Source organism: Nocardia sp. NBC_01377 (assembly GCF_045040005.1).
Lineage (GTDB): Bacteria > Actinomycetota > Actinomycetes > Mycobacteriales > Mycobacteriaceae > Nocardia > Nocardia noduli.
The window spans coordinates 5971560-5987402 of sequence record NZ_CP109566.1 but is presented as its reverse complement, the minus strand read 5'-3'; the positions used below and the strand labels follow the sequence as shown (position 1 = coordinate 5987402).

Annotated in this window: 13 protein-coding genes; 8 read left to right on the top strand and 5 right to left on the bottom strand. The window is 67.4% G+C overall.

The window, feature by feature from the left end; translation table 11 throughout:
• Window positions 1-16: 16 nt before the first annotated feature.
• From nirB to OG225_RS27685, 4 genes are all read left to right on the top strand, one after another.
• Window positions 17-2578, top strand: a complete 2562-nt coding sequence (gene nirB, locus OG225_RS27700; RefSeq protein ID WP_405177941.1) for a nitrite reductase large subunit NirB — start codon at window positions 17-19, stop codon at window positions 2576-2578.
• Window positions 2579-2642: 64 nt separating this feature from the next.
• The gene (gene nirD, locus OG225_RS27695; RefSeq protein WP_405177940.1) at window positions 2643-3044 is read left to right on the top strand and encodes a nitrite reductase small subunit NirD; all 402 of its coding nucleotides are present in this window, start codon (window positions 2643-2645) and stop codon (window positions 3042-3044) included.
• 6 nt (window positions 3045-3050) lie between these two features.
• Window positions 3051-4298: a uroporphyrinogen-III synthase gene (locus tag OG225_RS27690; protein ID WP_216908032.1), complete on the top strand. Its 1248-nt coding sequence runs from the start codon at window positions 3051-3053 to the stop codon at window positions 4296-4298.
• Window positions 4299-4344: 46 nt separating this feature from the next.
• Window positions 4345-5103, top strand: coding sequence for a sirohydrochlorin chelatase (locus OG225_RS27685; protein ID WP_405177939.1), 759 nt, complete (start codon window positions 4345-4347; stop codon window positions 5101-5103).
• 89 nt (window positions 5104-5192) lie between these two features.
• Here the strand turns inward: OG225_RS27685 and OG225_RS27680 are convergent, their stop codons facing one another.
• Complete coding sequence (locus OG225_RS27680; protein WP_405177938.1) at window positions 5193-5876, bottom strand: GlxA family transcriptional regulator; 684 nt, start codon at window positions 5874-5876, stop codon at window positions 5193-5195.
• On the opposite strand from OG225_RS27680, the gene OG225_RS27675 reads away from it, so the two are divergent.
• The 4 genes from OG225_RS27675 to OG225_RS27660 all read left to right on the top strand — a co-directional run bounded on the left by OG225_RS27675 (window position 5865) and on the right by OG225_RS27660 (window position 8296).
• Window positions 5865-6230 (top strand): hypothetical protein, encoded by a 366-nt coding sequence (locus OG225_RS27675; protein ID WP_405177937.1) that lies wholly within the window; start codon window positions 5865-5867, stop codon window positions 6228-6230. The genes OG225_RS27680 and OG225_RS27675 overlap by 12 nt on opposite strands.
• Window positions 6231-6350: 120 nt before the next feature.
• Entirely contained in the window at window positions 6351-7328 is a 978-nt protein-coding gene (locus OG225_RS27670) for an alpha/beta hydrolase (RefSeq protein WP_405177936.1), read from the top strand.
• Window positions 7329-7361: 33 nt separating this feature from the next.
• A complete protein-coding gene (locus tag OG225_RS27665; protein WP_405177935.1) occupies window positions 7362-7697 on the top strand; it encodes a TfoX/Sxy family protein in 336 nt (111 codons plus the stop codon).
• Between the two features lie 146 nt (window positions 7698-7843).
• Window positions 7844-8296 (top strand): VOC family protein, encoded by a 453-nt coding sequence (locus tag OG225_RS27660; protein ID WP_405177934.1) that lies wholly within the window; start codon window positions 7844-7846, stop codon window positions 8294-8296.
• Between the two features lie 51 nt (window positions 8297-8347).
• Here the strand turns inward: OG225_RS27660 and narI are convergent, their stop codons facing one another.
• From narI to OG225_RS27640, 4 genes are read right to left on the bottom strand one after another with little or no spacing between them, the layout of a single operon-like run.
• Window positions 8348-9106 carry a respiratory nitrate reductase subunit gamma gene (gene narI / locus OG225_RS27655; protein ID WP_216908017.1) on the bottom strand — a complete coding sequence of 253 codons (759 nt, stop codon included), beginning with the start codon at window positions 9104-9106 and terminating at the stop codon, window positions 8348-8350.
• A complete protein-coding gene (gene narJ, locus OG225_RS27650) occupies window positions 9103-9783 on the bottom strand; it encodes a nitrate reductase molybdenum cofactor assembly chaperone (RefSeq protein WP_405177933.1) in 681 nt (226 codons plus the stop codon). Before narJ ends, narI begins: the two co-directional genes overlap by 4 nt.
• A gap of 58 nt (window positions 9784-9841) precedes the next feature.
• Window positions 9842-11578 (bottom strand): nitrate reductase subunit beta, encoded by a 1737-nt coding sequence (gene narH / locus OG225_RS27645; RefSeq protein WP_405177932.1) that lies wholly within the window; start codon window positions 11576-11578, stop codon window positions 9842-9844.
• 1 nt (window position 11579) lies between these two features.
• Window positions 11580-15335, bottom strand: coding sequence for a nitrate reductase subunit alpha (locus tag OG225_RS27640; RefSeq protein ID WP_405177931.1), 3756 nt, complete (start codon window positions 15333-15335; stop codon window positions 11580-11582).
• Window positions 15336-15843 lie beyond the last annotated feature (508 nt).

Sequence of the window (15843 nt, the reverse complement as noted above, 5' to 3'; positions counted from 1 at the left end):
CAGTACGGAGACACTCATGAACCCCACCGTCGATCCGACGCAACGCAAAACCGCGGTGGTCGTGGGCCACGGCATGGTCGGTCACCGCTTCGTCGAAGCGCTCCGGTCCCGCGACGACGCAGGCCTGTGGCAGGTGCTCGTCCTGAGCGAGGAGCAGCTTCCCGCCTACGACCGCGTCGGTCTCTCGGCCTACGTCGGCACCTGGGACGCCGCCGCGCTCGCCCTGCCCGGGAATGAATACGCGGGCGACGACCTGGTCGAGCTGCGCCTGGGCCAGCGCGGTATTTCCATCGACCGCGACGCTCGCAAGGTCACCACCTCCGAGGGCGACACCATCGCCTACGACGCGCTGGTCCTGGCGACCGGCTCCTACGCCTTCGTGCCGCCGGTGCCGGGGCACGACCTGCCGGAATGTTTCGTCTACCGCACCCTCGACGATCTCGACGGCATCAGGGCGGCCGCCGAGGCCGCAGGGCCGGGCGCGCACGGCGTCGTCATCGGCGGCGGTCTGCTGGGGCTGGAAGCGGCCAACGCGCTGCGCCTGCTCGGGATGACCCCGCACGTCGTCGAATACAACGAGCGGCTGATGCCCGCCCAGATCGACGCAGGCGGCGGCGCGATCCTGGAGAAGCTGGTCACCGATCTGGGACTGAACGTCCACACCGGTGTCGGCACCTCCTCGATCGAAAAACTGGACGACGGCACACTCGAGTTGACGCTGTCCGACGACTCCCGGATCGTCGCCTCGCTGGTGGTGTTCTCCGCGGGCATCCGTCCGCGTGACGAGATCGCCAGGGAATCCGGTATCGAGGTCGGCCCGCGCGGCGGCATCATCACCGATCTCGGTCTACAGACCTCCGATCCCCACATCTGGGCGATCGGCGAATGCGCCGCGGTCGAGGGCGTCTGCTACGGCCTGGTCGCCCCCGGCTACACCACCGCGGAAATCGTCGCCGACCGACTGCTCGGCGGCGCGGGTGAGTTCCCCGGCGCGGATATGTCCACCAAGCTGAAGCTGCTCGGCGTCGACGTGGCGAGTTTCGGCGACGCGCACGGCGTCACCGAGGGCGCGCTGTCGGTGGTGCTGCACGACGCGGCCAAGGGCACCTACGCCAAGCTGGTCGTCTCCGACGACGCGAAGATCCTGCTCGGCGGCATCCTGGTCGGCGACGCCACCGCCTACTCGGCACTGCGTCCGCTGGTCGGCCGCCCGCTGCCCGCCGAACCCGCAGCGCTGATCTCGCCCGCCGGTGCGGAACTGGGCGCGGACTCGCTGCCCGACGACGCGCAGATCTGCTCCTGCAACAACGTCAGCAAGGGCGCGATCTGCGGTGCCATCGCCGAAGGCGCCTGCGACGTGCCCGCCGTCAAGAGCTGCACCTCCGCCGGAACCTCCTGCGGCGGTTGCGTTCCCATGCTCAAGAAGCTGCTCGAACAGTCCGGCGTCGAGATGTCCAAGGCGCTGTGCGAGCACTTCTCGCAGTCGCGCGCCGAGCTGTTCCAGATCGTCCAGGTCACCGGGATCCGCACCTTCTCCGGCCTGATCGCCAAGCACGGCAAGGGATCCGGCTGCGATATCTGCAAGCCGACCGTCGCCTCCATCCTGGCCTCCACCTCGAGCGATCACATCCTCGACGGCGAGCAGGCCGCGCTCCAGGACACCAACGACCACTTCCTGGCCAACCTGCAGAAGAACGGCACCTATTCGGTGGTGCCTCGGATGCCGGGCGGCGAGGTCACCGCCGAACAGCTCATCACCATCGGCGAGGTCGCCAAGGAATTCGGCCTGTACGTCAAGGTCACCGGCGGCCAGCGCATCGACCTGTTCGGCGCGCGCGTCGAGCAGTTGCCGCTGATCTGGAAGCGCCTGGTCGACGCGGGTATGGAATCGGGCCACGCATACGGCAAATCGCTGCGTACTGTCAAGAGCTGCGTCGGCTCCACCTGGTGCCGCTACGGCCAGCAGGATTCGGTCGGCATGGCCGTACTGTTGGAGAAGCGCTATCGTGGACTGCGGTCCCCGCACAAGCTCAAGCTCGCCGTTTCGGGCTGCGCGCGCGAATGCGCCGAGGCCAGGGGCAAGGATGTCGGCGTCATCGCCACCGAGCACGGCTGGAACCTCTACGTCGGCGGCAACGGCGGTCTCACCCCCAAGCACGCCGTACTGCTGGCGGGCGATCTGGACGACGAGACCCTGATCAAGTACATCGACCGCTACCTGATGTTCTACATCCGCACCGCCGACCGCCTGCAGCGCACCGCGCCGTGGCAGGAGGCGCTCGAGGGCGGCATGGACTACCTCAAGCAGGTCGTGTGCGAGGACAGCCTGGGGATCGCCGACGATCTGGAGGCCGCGATGGCCGCTCACGTCCACGGCTACCGCGACGAATGGGCCGCCGTTCTCGATGACGAGGAGAAGCTGTCGCGTTTCGTGTCCTTCGTCAACGCTCCCGAGGAGAGCGACCCGACCATCTCGTTCGACGACAGCGGCGAACGCAAGGTGCCGGTGCTGCTCGGCCTGCCGGAGATCCCGGTCGCGGCGGGTGTGGGATCCACCACAGCCACGCACGGGAAATGAGCGCTTAACCGCGTGGAAACAGGACGCCGGTACCAATGAGACAGGCGTTCGGAGGAGGAACCCGATGACCGTTATCGATACACCCAGCATTTCGCAGGCCACGGCCACGGGTTGGACACAGGCGTGCCGACTCGACTACTTGATTCCCGGCCGCGGCGCCGCGGTGTTGCTGAAAGGTGGCCGGCAGGCCGCCCTGTTCCTACTGATCGACGGCACGGTGTGCGCCGTTGGTAATATCGATCCGATCGGCCGGGCCGCGGTGATGTCGCGTGGGATCGTCGGTGATCGCGGCGGGATTCCCGTCGTCGCATCGCCACTGCTGAAGCAGGCGTTCTCCTTGCTCGACGGCCGGTGCCTCGACGACGAGTCGGCAACGCTGCCGGTGTACGCGGTGCGTGTGGACGACGGCATCGTTTCGGTATCCAATGAGCCGGTGGCGTCCGGGCTCGAATCCTCGGACGGATGAACACCCATGACGACAATCGACGCGGGCGCGTGTCTCGCCGGGTTCACGGTCGGCATCACGGCAGCGCGACGTGCCGATGAGTTCGCCACGCTGCTGACCAGGCGGGGTGCGACGGTCGTCTCGGCCCCCGCCATCCGCATCATTCCGCTGGCCGACGACACCGAGCTGGAGCGGGTCACCCGCCAGCTCGTGTCCGATCCACCCAAGATCACCGTCGCGACCACCGGCATCGGATTCCGCGGCTGGATGGAGGCCGCCGAGGGCTGGGGGCTGGCCGAAGAGCTGCGCACCACCCTCGCCGGTAACCGGATGCTCGCCCGCGGTCCCAAGGCCAAGGGCGCCATCCGCGCGGCCGAACTGCGCGAGGAGTGGTCGCCCGCCTCGGAGTCCTCCGCCGAGGTGCTCGACCACCTGCTCGCCGAAGGTGTGGAAGGTGTGCGCATCGCGGTTCAGCTGCACGGCGCCACCACCGAATGGGAACCGATTCCGGATTTCTGCGAGGTACTGCGCTGCGCGGGCGCCGATGTGGTTCCGGTGCCGGTCTATCGCTGGATCCCGCCCGTGGATCAGGGGCCGATGGACCAGATGATCGAGGCGATCGTCACCGCGAATCTGGATTGCGTGACCTTCACCAGCGCGCCCGCCGTGGCGTCGATGCTGATGCGCGCCAAGGAGACCGGACTGCTGGAGGGCGTGTTGCACGCCCTGCGCGGCCGGGTGCTGCCCGCCTGCGTCGGACCGATCACCGCGGCTCCGCTCGAAGAACTCGGTGTGCCGACGTCGATGCCCGCCAGGGCCAGGCTCGGCGCGCTCGCCCGCCACGTCGCGGAGGAATTGCCGCGGCGCGCCAACCGGATCCAGGCCGCCGGTCACCAGATCAGCGTGCGCGGCGGCTGCGTCGTGGTCGACGGTGTGGTGCGCCAACTCGCGCCCGCGCCGATGGCTCTGATGCGTTCACTCGCCCGCCAGCCCGGTCGGGTCGTGTCCCGGGAGGATCTGCTCGCGGCGCTGCCCGGTGGCGGCGACGACACCCACGCGGTCGAGACGGCCATCGCACGGTTGCGTGCGGGCCTCGGCACCCCCAAGGCGATCCAGACCGTGGTCAAACGCGGCTACCGGCTCGCGCTGGACGCCGTCGAATGCCCGGACAACTTCCCGCGTCAGCTGGACGGACAGCGCCCCCCGCTGCCCGGTATGAACACGCCCGCTCGGGCTTCGCGCTATGTCCAGTCGATGGGGAGCTGGTCGGCATGACGGCGCGACGACGAGCGGGACGGAACTGCGTAGACGGGCCGGAGTCGTGACCTCGCCCGCCCTGGTCCTGGTGGCGCACGGCACCAGGAGCACCAGGGGCGTCGAGATGATCGCCGCGCTGGCCGAAGCGGTGTCGCGGGAACTGACCGCGCGAGCGGAACCCGCGGGCGAGTGGGCGATAACCCAGGCGCCCGTGGTCCGCACGGCGTTCGTCGACGTGCTCGGTCCCTCGCCTTCGGAAGTGCTGCGCGATCTGGAAGCGGCGGCGGGATCGGTTCCCGCCGTGGTGGTTCCGGCGTTCCTCGCCTCCGGCTACCACGTCTACCAGGACGTTCCGCGTGAAGTCGCGGAGAGCGGACACCCCACCGTCGCGGTCACCAGGGCGATGGGCCCGGACCCGGCGTTGGCGCGCGTCATGACCATGCGACTTCGTGCCGCCGGTTGGCGACGCGGCGACGCGGTCGTCCTGGCCGCCGCCGGCTCGTCGGATGCCAGGGCGCGCAAGGATGTCCGGCGCTCGGCGGCCCTGCTCGCCGAACACCTCGGCGCACCGGTGCGGATCGCCTACGTCGCGACCGGAGCCCCTCGCGTTCCCGAGGTCGTCGCAGATCTCAGGGAATCGGGCGCGCGCCGCGTGTTCATCGCCTCGTACCTGTTGGCGCACGGCCTGTTCCAGCAGCGTCTGCACGAGGCGGGCGCGGACGGCGTGGCCGAACCCATCGGCGTGCACCCGGCCGTCGTCCGGCTGATCGCCGACCGATACCGCACCGCCGCAGCGGAATTGACTCGGGTCCGGGTTCTCTGAAGCGCCGGTCGCCCCGCACTACAGCGCGTGACGTGGTGACCGGGTGAAGGACGTCCGGTAGGCGCTCGGTGACAGTCCGACCTGGCGAATCATGTGCTGGCGCAGTGATTCCGCCGAGCCGAGTCCGCAGTGGCGCGCACCTGGTCCATGGGCAGGGTGGTGGATTCCAGGAGTTCGCGGGCGCGGTGGACGCGCTGGTGGGTGAGCCATTTCTGCGGGCTCATCCCGGTCTCCTCGTGGAATCGGCGGGTCAGGGTGCGCACGCTGGTGCGCGCGTGACGCGCGAGTTCGTCCAGCGACAGGGAAGTATCGAGCCTGCCCATGGCCCATTCCCTGGTCGACGCCAGTGACAGTCCGTTCTCCGGTGGCAGTGCGGTGTCGAAGAATTGGGCCTGGCCGCCGGGGCGCACCGGTGTCACGACGGCGAGGCGGGCGACGGCATTGGCGATACTCGATCCGTAATCTGTGCGAATCAGATGCAGGCACAGGTCGATTCCGGCCGCGGCTCCCGCCGCGGTGGTGACGGGCCCGTCCTCGATGAACAACGCGTCGGTGCGGACCGTCAGTTCCGGATACAGCGCGCTCAGTTCGTCGGCCAGACCCCAGTGCGTGGTCGCCGCGCGTCCGTCACGTCGAAGCCGCCGATTCCGGCACTGACCACCCCGGGTTCGGCGGTGCAGACCGTCACCGAATAGCCGGGTTCGCCGTCGACGGTCACCGAGCCGATGTACGAAATATCCTGTCCCAGAAGGGAAAACATCATGCCTAAGCATGTCATCGTCGGTCGTGGCGGCACGGCGACGGCCACCGCGACCGTCTTCAATACCCACACCTGGCCGGAGGCTGTTCCGCCGCTGTTCGGCGCGATCCTGTCGGCAGCCGAGCGGGCGGGCGCGGATCTGGTGATGCTGGCTCTCGCGGGTGTCGAGCCGCCGACCCTCGAGGTCATGACCGACCGTGAACTGACCCTGCTCGGCCTCGGCGACCCGTTCTGGATCGAGGTGTTCGAGACCTATCACATGTCGCACCGGACGTTCCTCGTCGACGATTCGGCGCTGCGCGACACCTTCGGCGTCGGCGCGACCGCTCTCGACGACGTGTTGAAAACGGTCGTGCCCTCCCCGTGAGCCGAATGCACCGTTGCGGGTATTCACGGTGAAACGTGCGTTTGCGGCCGAACACGCCCGGTGAGTACGCGAAACACCACGAACACACCGACCGGGCTGGTATTGCGGGACACTCGAATCATGCATCGGCTCGTGAGCTGTTCGATCGCCGTCCTCGCCGCCTTCGCCGCGCTCGTGTGGCCGCCGGTCGCGGCGGCCGACCCGGGATCCGGCATCGTCGACGTCCGTCCGCTGGGCGGACGTCAACTCGAGGTGGTGGTGTACTCGGCCGCCATGAACCGGACCATCACCCTGTGGATGTCGCATCCCGGCGCGGGCGCGCCCGCGCTGTACCTGCTCAACGCGGTCGACGGCGGCGAGAGCGGCGGCCCGTGGCCGCGCCGGACCGATGTGGAGGATTTCTTCGCCGACAAACCGGTGAACGTCATCGTGCCGATGGGCGGGCGCGCGAGCTACTACACCGATTGGATCACCGACGATCCGGTGCTCGGCCGCAACAAGTGGACCACGTTCCTGACCAGGGAACTGCCCCCGCTGCTCGACGAGCGTTTCGGGATGACCGGGCGCAACGCCGTGGCGGGGCTGTCGATGTCGGCGACCTCCGCGCTGAACCTGGCCATCGCCGCGCCCGAGCTGTATCAGGCCATCGGCGCCTACAGCGGTTGCGCGCGCACCAGCGACGTGGCCGGGCAGCTGCTCATCCAATCCGAACTCGCCCTGTTCGGCGGCAATGCCGCGAATATGTGGGGCGCGCTGAACAATCCGGCCTGGGCGGAGAACGATCCCGTGCTGCACGCCGACCGGCTGCGCGGCAAGGCGCTCTACATCTCGGCGGGCAACGGACTGCCAGGTCCGCACGATACCTTCGGCGCGCCCGGCATCGGCGGCAATCCCGGCGCGCTGCTGGATCGGCTCCTGGTCGGCGGCGTCATGGAGACGGTCGTCGGCAGGTGCACCCGCCCGCTCGCGGATCGGCTCGCCGCACTGGACATACCGGCCACCGTCGACATGCGCGCCGCGGGCACTCACGCCTGGCCGTACTGGCAGGACGACGTCCACCGTTCCTGGCCGATGTTCGCCGCCGCGCTCGGCGTCTAGGACGTGTCGGTGCCCGGGTCCACACTGGTGACCATGGCATATGACGAAGAACTCGCCGAGCGCGTCCGGGAGCTCGTCGGTCCGGCTTCGGGGTTCACCGAGAAGAAGATGTTCGGCGGCCTGGCATTCCTGGTCGGCGGAAACATGGCGGTCGCGGCCAGCGGCAAGGGCGGTTTGATGGTGCGCGTCGATCCGAGCCTCGGCGGCGATCTACTCGATGGCGAACGGGTCCAGTCGATGGTGATGGGCGGACGCGAGATCGACGGCTGGCTGCGCGTGAGCGCCGAAGCGGTCGAGGCGGACGCGGCCCTGCGCGAATGGGTCGAACGCGGCGTAGCCTATGCGAGATCGCTACCGGCCAAGAGGTAACCGATGGTTCCGGACCCGGTCCGACCAGGGAATTTCGGTATCGAGAAAAAGACTTCGGAAATTTCTGCCGAGATATGTCGAGCGGGGCGCGGTGGTTCCGACCGAAGGGGGACAGCAGGTCATCACCACCTCAGAAGGAGCACATCATGTCCGTCAACACCTTCCTCTGGTTCGAGTCCGAGGCCGAGCAGGCCGCCAACCGCTACGTGGAACTGGTGCCGAATTCCCGCATCGTCGATATCGCGCGCCACCCCGACGGCTCGGCCTTCATCGTGACCGTCGACCTGGACGGCCAGGCGATTACCCTGATGAACGGCGGCCCCGGCCACCCGCTGACCGACGCGGTCTCGATCCAGCTGATCGTGGACACCCAGGAGGAGGTCGACCGGCTGTGGGACGCGCTTACCGAGGGCGGCGAGCCCGGCAGTTGCGGCTGGCTCACCGACCGCTACGGACTGTCCTGGCAGGTCGCCCCGGCCGGACTGCCGGAACTGATGATGGGCGACGATCCGGTCAAGAGCGCCGCGGCGGGCGCCGCGCTGCGGACGATGTCGAAATTGGATATCAAGGTGCTGCGCGACGCCTACGACAACGCCTGAATACCGGATGCCCGCCCACCGGACGTGGTGGGCGGGCATCTCGGGTGTTCGTCAGCGCCAGCGTTCCGGCGTGACCGGGGAATCCCAGGCCCGCGCGTAGCGGCGGGTGTCGGGCGCGTCGGACTGCTTGTGCCGGTACACGATGTAGGGCCTGGTGAAATAGCCGATCGGCGCGCTGAACATGTGCACCAGCCGGGTGTAGGGCCACATCGCCACCAGCGTGAGCACGACCAGTCCGTGCAGCTGGAAGGTCCACGGGGTGTCGACCATCAGCTCCGGGCTCGGGTTGAGGCTGAAAAGGCTACGGAACCACGGGGATACGGATTCGCGGTAGTTGTAGGTGCCCCACAGCAGGTTGCTGCCCCAGGTATTGAGCAGGCCGGAGACGAGCGCGGCGGTGAGCAGCACGTACATGAATTTGTCGTTGGTCGTGGTCGCCTTGCGCACCGCGGTGACGGTCAGGCGGCGGTACAGCAGGATCCCGACGCCCGCCAGCACCGACAGACCCGCGATCGACCCCGCGCCGACGGCGATCACGTGGTAGGTGTGTTCGGAGATGCCGACGGCCGCGGTCCACGATTCCGGGATCAGCACGCCGAGCACATGTCCGCCGAAGACGCCGAGCATGCCGAAGTGGAACAGCGGACTGCCCAGGCGCAGCAGCCTGCTCTCGTAGATCTGCGAAGACCGTGTGGTCCAGCCGAATTGATCGTTGCGATAGCGCCAGATGTGACCGAGTACGAACGAGGTGAAGGCCACGTACGGCAGGATCAGCCACAATTCGGTCGGTAGGTGCGGGGTGTAATTCATCGTCGGCCTTCCGACTGGGCGAACATCGTGGGATCCATCGCGAAGGGATCGAGTCCGACCTCTTCCTCCGGCGGGCCCTCGGCCGCGAGTTCGGCGATACGCCGCCGGTCGGCCGTGGTGAGCGGTGGCATCGTCGCGGTGACCGCGCCGAGCACGCCCGCGTAGGGAGAACCGCTGTCCGACAGCGACAGTCGGAGCAGTTCGATCACCGGCAGGTGCTCGCCGAGCAGGCGTTCCCCGCCGATCGGGTCGACGGTCGCGGAGAATTCGAGCAGCACCGGCAGGTGGTCGGGCAGTTCCTCGTCGCCCAGTTCCACGCCCGCGTGCTTGTAGGCGTGCTTGAAACGCAGCAGCGCCATACCGCGTTTGCGGGTGTCGCCGAAGGCGTAGAACGTGAGGTGCATACTCGCGCGCCTGCGCATGTCGAAGGTCTCGACATAGCTCGCCGCGAGTTCGATCGGCGGCGTCACGCGCAGATGCGTCAGCAGGCGGTCGATCTGCGTGCGCACGTGCTCGGGCAATTGCGCTGTCACGTCGCTCAATTCGTCGAGCATGGCCAGCAGATCGGCGGACGGGTAGTCCAGCAGCAGCGCGGCCAGTCGCCACACCAGGCGGCGGTCGCGGTCCGACATCGGAATCGTCGGTTCGGGACGGCGGCGGATCTTCAGCAGGCTCATCGCGCCACTCCGTCGCCGTCGACGGGGCGGAGGGCTCGGAGGCCGCCGACGCGGCGGGTCATCGCGGCACCACGTCGACGGCGGGGGTGACGGTTTCAGCCGACGGACCATGCGCGGCGCCGTTGCCGGCATGGTCCGTCGAGCCGTTCCCGGCAGCGCCGTTGCTGCCGTTCCCGGTGACGCCGTTGCCGTTGGTCGACTCGGCGGTGGGCAGCAGGCCCGAGGTGGATTTGCCGTCCCAGTTCAGCAGGTTGATCCGGTTCGACTTCTCCTCCGGCGCGGCGCCGTTGTTGTCGTTGAGCTGGAATTTCTCCACCATCTGATCGAAGGCGGTCATTCCCGGTCCGCCGTCGGTGTCGAGGCTGCATCCGGTGGCCAGCGCGTCGAGCTGATGCGCCTGCGAACCCGCGCCGTTGGGGATCACGTACCGGTGTTCGTATTTGGCGATCGCCAGCAGCCGGTACAGCGCCTCGATCTCCTCCGGTTCCAGCCGTACCGAGGGTGCGATGTTCGGATCGGGTTCCTCACCGAGGTTCACCGATCGCATGAACGCCCGCATACCCGCGAGTCGTTGCAGCGCCGCGCGGACCGGTCCGACGTCACCCGCGGTGAACAATTCGGCGAGGTATTCCACCGGAATACGCAGCGCGTCGATGGCGCCGAACAGATTCGACGCGCTCTCGCCGTCGTGACCGGTCTCGGACAGCACGTCGACCACCGGCGAGAGCGGCGGCACGTACCAGACCATCGGCATGGTGCGGTATTCCGGATGCAGCGGCAGCGCGATCTGGTAGTCGACGATCAGCTTGTAGACCGGCGAATCCTGGGCGGCCTGAATCCATTCCGGTGAGATCCCGGCCCGTTCCGCCTCGGTGACGACACGCGGGTCGTGCGGGTTGAGGAACACACCCAGCTGCGACGGGTAGAGATCCTTGTCATTGGTGACCGAGGCCGCTTCCTGCACCTTGTCGGCGTCGTAGAGCATCACGCCGATGTAGCGCAGCCGTCCCACACAGGTCTCCGAGCAGACGGTCGGAATTCCCACTTCCACGCGCGGGTAGCAGAAGGTGCACTTCTCCGCTTTGCCCGTCTTGTGGTTGAAGTAGATCTTCTTGTAGGGGCACGCGGTGACGCACTGCCGCCAACCACGGCATTTGTCCTGGTCGACCAGCACGATGCCGTCTTCGGCCCGCTTGTAGATCGCGCCGGACGGGCAGGAGGCCGCGCACGACGGATTGAGGCAGTGCTCGCAGATGCGCGGCAGGTAGAACATGAAGGTCTGTTCGAACTCCAGTTTCACCTGGTCCGACAACCGCGACAGCAGCGGGTCCTTGCCGACCTGCTCCGGACCCGAACCCAGATCGTCGTCCCAGTTCGCGCCCCAGGTGACCTGCGTGTCCTCGCCGGTGATCAGCGATTTGGGCCGCGCCACCGGCACCGTGTCGATCGGCGGCGACGACAGCAGATTGTCGTAGTCGTAACTCCACGGCTCGTAGTAGTCCGACACCGTCGGCATATCGGGGTTGGCGAAGATGTTCAGCATTCGCTTGAGCCGAGAGCCCGACTTGAGGGTCAGCTTTCCACGCTTGGTGAGCGTCCAGCCGCCCTTCCACTTCTCCTGGTCCTGGTACTGGCGGGGATAACCCTGTCCGGGACGGGTTTCCACATTGTTGAACCAGACGTACTCGGTGCCGCCTCGGTTGGTCCACGCCTGCTTGCAGGTGACGCTGCAGGTGTGGCAGCCGATGCATTTGTCCAGGTTCATCACCATGGCGAGCTGTGCCATAACACGCATATCAGTACTCCACGTCCTGGCTGCGGCGACGAATCGTGGTGACCTCGTCGCGCTGATTTCCGGTGGGCCCGTGGTAGTTCAGCGCGAAGGACTGCTGGGCGTACCCACCGATGAGGTGTGAGGGTTTGATCATGATCCTGGTGAGCGCGTTGTGGATGCCGCCGCGTTTGCCGCGGGCCGCGCCCACCTCCGGTGTGCCCTCGATACGCGGCACGTCGACGGCGCGGTCCTGGGCGTGGTACATGAAGACGGTGCCCTCCGGCATCCGGTGCGACACGATGGCGCGGGCGACGACGATACCGTTGCGGTTGATCGCCTCGATCCAATCATTGTCGGCCACACCGATTTTCGCCGCGTCCTTATCCGACATCCAGATCGACTGACCGCCGCGCGAGAGCGTCAGCATGTGCAGGTTGTCCTGGTAGGCCGAATGGATGGACCATTTGGAATGCGGCGTGAGGTACCGCACCGTGACGCCGTTGGCGCCGACGTCGCCGACGCCGGGTTCGCTGAACAGGGCTGTCATATCCAGCGGTGGCCGGAAGATCGGCATCTGTTCGCCGAGTTCGACCATCCAGTCGTGGTCGAGGTAGAAATGCTGGCGGCCGGTGAGCGTATGCCACGGCTTGAGCCGTTCGGTGTTGATGGTGAACGGTGAGTAGCGCCGTCCGCCGGTCTCGCTGCCCGACCATTCCGGCGAGGTGATCACCGGAACCGGCCTGGCCTGGGTGTCGGCGAAGGTGATCCGCTTACCCTCGTGTTCGGCCGCCAGATCGGCGAGTTCGGTGCCGGTGCGCCGTTCCAGCGCCTCGAAACCCTCCACCGCCAGCCTGCCGTTGGTGGTACCCGACAGCGCGAGGATGGCCTCGGCCGCGTGGGTGTCCTTGGCCAGCGACGGCCGTCCCTGTGCGATCCCCGACACCACGGTGCCGTTCATCCCGGCCAGGTAGGTGACCTCGGCCTCGGGGTAGGTGGTGACCCCCTTGGTGGTCAGGCCGAGTGTCTCGACGAGCGGCCCGAGGGCCGCCATCTTCTCCGCGATATTCGGGTAGTCACGTTCGACCACCACGATCTTCGGCATGGTCTTGCCCGGAATCGGCTCGCACTCGCCCGCTTTCCAGTCCAGCACCTTGCCGCCCACCTGGGCCAGGGCATCGGGCGAATCGTGCTGCAACGGCACCGCGACGATGTCCTTGCGCTTGCCGAGATGCTTCTCCGACATCCACGCGACGCCGCGGGCGATACGATGGAAGGCGTCGAAATCGGTTTTCGCCTCCCACGGCGGTGAGATCGCCGCGGAGAACGCGTGCACGAACGGGTGCATATCGGTCGAGGAGAGGTCGTGCTTCTCGTACCAGGTCGCCGCGGGCAGCACGATATCGGAGAACAGGGTCGTGCTCGTCATCCGGAAGTCCAGTGACAGCAGCAGATCCAGCTTTCCGGTGGCCGCCTTGTCCCGCCACACCAGTTCCTGCGGGCGCACACCGGTGGCGTCGGTGGTCTGCACATTGGAATCCGCGCCGAGCAGGTGTTTGTGGAAGTACTCGTTGCCCTTGCCGGAGGAGCCGAGCAGGTTCGCCCGCCAGACGGTCAGGCAGCGCGGGAAATTCTCCGGTGCGTCCGGATCCTCGCAGGCGAAACGCAGGTCTTCGGATTTGAGGCCGTCGACCACGTAGTCGGCCGCCGATTTACCCGCCGCCTCGGCCTCGTCGGCGAGATCGAGCGGATTGCGGTTGAAGGTCGGGTAGGTCGGCATCCAGCCGAGCCTGCTCGCCAGCGCGATATTGTCCGCGGCGGTGCGGCCACGGAAGGTGCCCTTGCCCAGCGGGGAGGCGAACGACTGCGAGGTGAACGGGTCGTAGCGCCACTGGTCGTTGGTCAGGTACCAGAACACGGTGCCCTGCATCTGCCGGGGCGGGCGCTGCCAGTCCAGGCCGAAGGCCAGGGTGGACCACCCGGTGACCGGACGGCATTTCTCCTGTCCGACGTAATGCGCCCAACCGCCGCCGTTCACGCCCTGGCAGCCGGTGAGCAGCGTCAGCGTGAAGAAGGCGCGGTAGATCTGGTCGGAATGGAACCAGTGGTTGGTGCCCGCGCCCATCAGGATCATCGAGCGACCGCCGGAACGTTCGGCGTTGTCGGCGAATTCACGGGCGACCCGCGCGGCCTGCACGGCGGGAACGCCGGTGATGGTCTCCTGCCAGGCCGGGGTGTACGGCTCGGAGGCGTCGTCGTAGCCGGTCGGCCAGGTGCCGGGCAGGCCGTCGCGCCCGACGCCGTACTGCGCGAGCAGCAGATCGAAGACCGTGGTGACCCGCCTGCCCGCGACCGTCATGGTCGGTACGCCGCGCACCAACACACCGGCGGTATCGGTGTCGAAACGCGGCAGGCGCACGGCCATCGAGCCGCGATCGGGCGCGTCGTAGAGGCTCAGCAGCGGGTCGACGCCTTCGAGGTCGAGATTCCACTTGCCCGCGTCCGCCTCGTTGAAGCGGTGGCCGAGGGAACCGTTGGGCACCACCGGATTCGCGGCCGCGTCGAGCAGCACCGGCTTGTGGGCCGCGCCCTCGTCGGTGTGACCCAGATCGGCGGCGGTCAGGAATTTGCCCGCCAGCGCGCCGTCGTGGTGATAGTTGCCGTCGGCGTCCCAGCCCTGCGGATCATCGAGGCAGACCAGATACGGCAGGTCGGTGTAGCGCTTGATGTAGTCCAGGAAGCGCGGGGTCGGGCGGTCGACGAAGAATTCCTTGAGGATGACGTGGCCCATCGACATGGCAAGTGCCGCATCGGTTCCCGGGTGCGCGGCCACCCATTCGTCGGCGAATTTGGTGTTGTCGGCGTAGTCGGGGGAGACCACGACGACCTTCTGCCCCCGGTAACGCGCCTCGGTCATGTAGTGCGCGTCCGGGGTGCGGGTCACCGGGACGTTGGAACCCCACATGATCAGGTAGCCCGCGTCGAACCAGTCCGCCGATTCGGGTACGTCGGTCTGGTCGCCGAACACCTGGGGCGAGGCGACGGGCAGGTCGGCGTACCAGTCGTAGAACGACAGCATCGAGCCGCCGAGCAGCGAGATGAAGCGGGCGCCGACGGCATGGCTGACCATCGACATCGCCGGGATGGGCGAGAAGCCCGCGACCCGGTCGGGTCCGTAACGCTTGATGGTGTGCACGTGCGCGGCCGCCGCGATCTCGGCGGCCTCCCACCATTCGGCGCGCACGAATCCGCCCTTGCCGCGCGCGGATTTGTAGCGCGCCGCCTTCTCCGGATCCTCGACGACGGCCTCCCAGGCCAGTACCGGATCCTTGACCTTCTCCTTGGCTTCCCGGTACAGCTCGAGCAGCACGCCGCGCACATACGGGTAGCGGACCCGGGCCGGGGAGTAGGTGTACCAGGAGAAGGACGCGCCGCGGGGGCAGCCGCGCGGCTCGTATTCGGGTTTGTCCGAGCCGACGGAGGGATAGTCGGTCTGCTGGGACTCCCAGGTGATCACGCCGTCCTTGACGTAGATCTTCCACGAGCACGAACCGGTGCAGTTGACGCCGTGGGTGGAGCGCACCACCTTGTCGTGCGCCCAGCGATCCCGGTAGAACTCGTCGGCGCCGCGCCCGCCGACCTTGTGCAGGCTGCGCTGATCGGGCGAGACCTCGCCGATCTGGAAATACTTTCCCAATCGGAGCAATGCGTCACCCGCGTTCGCGGAAGGCAGACCCGCCCCACCGGAGGGTCCGGAATTCCGAGTGCGTGAATTAACCACGACGCCCCCTTCGAGCAGTTGAGTTGGGCTGTTGCACCGACTTTAAGGAGGTCGGCACCCGTGGCCAAACGAATCTCTCACAGCGCGCTCGGGCCCTCGGTGAGTTGTGAGATCGGCGCAACCTCGTGGTCATTGCGCATGGCGCCCGATTCGTCGCGCATGTCGACGCGACCAGGGGTGATATGCCCTGACCGGCAGAAATACCGTCCCGGGTGGATGTATCGGGGGCTTGGCGGTGATGCTTTGGAAACCGGGGCTTCTCGGACGCTTAATATTTGTTAACACGGACCGCGGGGTATCCGGAGGGCCTCGGGGCCACATCCGGGGCGGTCGCGCGGCCGCCGTGCGGGGCGGCGCGAGGCCCGATGAATCGTTTTTCCATCGATTAGCTGGTCGGTCGGTTTATTCATTCGACGGTATTTCCGGACAGCAGTAACTGTCTTCGTTTTCCACGGATCGAATTGATCGAGTTTCTGGTCGCGTCGTGATGTCCGGTATGTCGGGGGTC

Bases quoted from the DNA above. Each gene is read 5' to 3' on its own strand.
- narH (WP_405177932.1), bottom strand. From the start codon at position 11,578: ATGCGTGTTATGGCACAGCTCGCCATGGTGATGAACCTGGACAAATGC.
- nirB (WP_405177941.1), top strand. From the start codon at position 17: ATGAACCCCACCGTCGATCCGACGCAACGCAAAACCGCGGTGGTCGTG.
- OG225_RS27690 (WP_216908032.1), top strand. From the start codon at position 3,051: ATGACGACAATCGACGCGGGCGCGTGTCTCGCCGGGTTCACGGTCGGC.
- narJ (WP_405177933.1), bottom strand. From the start codon at position 9,783: ATGAGCCTGCTGAAGATCCGCCGCCGTCCCGAACCGACGATTCCGATG.
- OG225_RS27665 (WP_405177935.1), top strand. From the start codon at position 7,362: ATGGCATATGACGAAGAACTCGCCGAGCGCGTCCGGGAGCTCGTCGGT.
- narI (WP_216908017.1), bottom strand. From the start codon at position 9,106: ATGAATTACACCCCGCACCTACCGACCGAATTGTGGCTGATCCTGCCG.
- OG225_RS27680 (WP_405177938.1), bottom strand. From the start codon at position 5,876: ATGCTTAGGCATGATGTTTTCCCTTCTGGGACAGGATATTTCGTACAT.
- OG225_RS27670 (WP_405177936.1), top strand. From the start codon at position 6,351: ATGCATCGGCTCGTGAGCTGTTCGATCGCCGTCCTCGCCGCCTTCGCC.
- nirD (WP_405177940.1), top strand. From the start codon at position 2,643: ATGACCGTTATCGATACACCCAGCATTTCGCAGGCCACGGCCACGGGT.
- OG225_RS27660 (WP_405177934.1), top strand. From the start codon at position 7,844: ATGTCCGTCAACACCTTCCTCTGGTTCGAGTCCGAGGCCGAGCAGGCC.
- OG225_RS27675 (WP_405177937.1), top strand. From the start codon at position 5,865: ATGCCTAAGCATGTCATCGTCGGTCGTGGCGGCACGGCGACGGCCACC.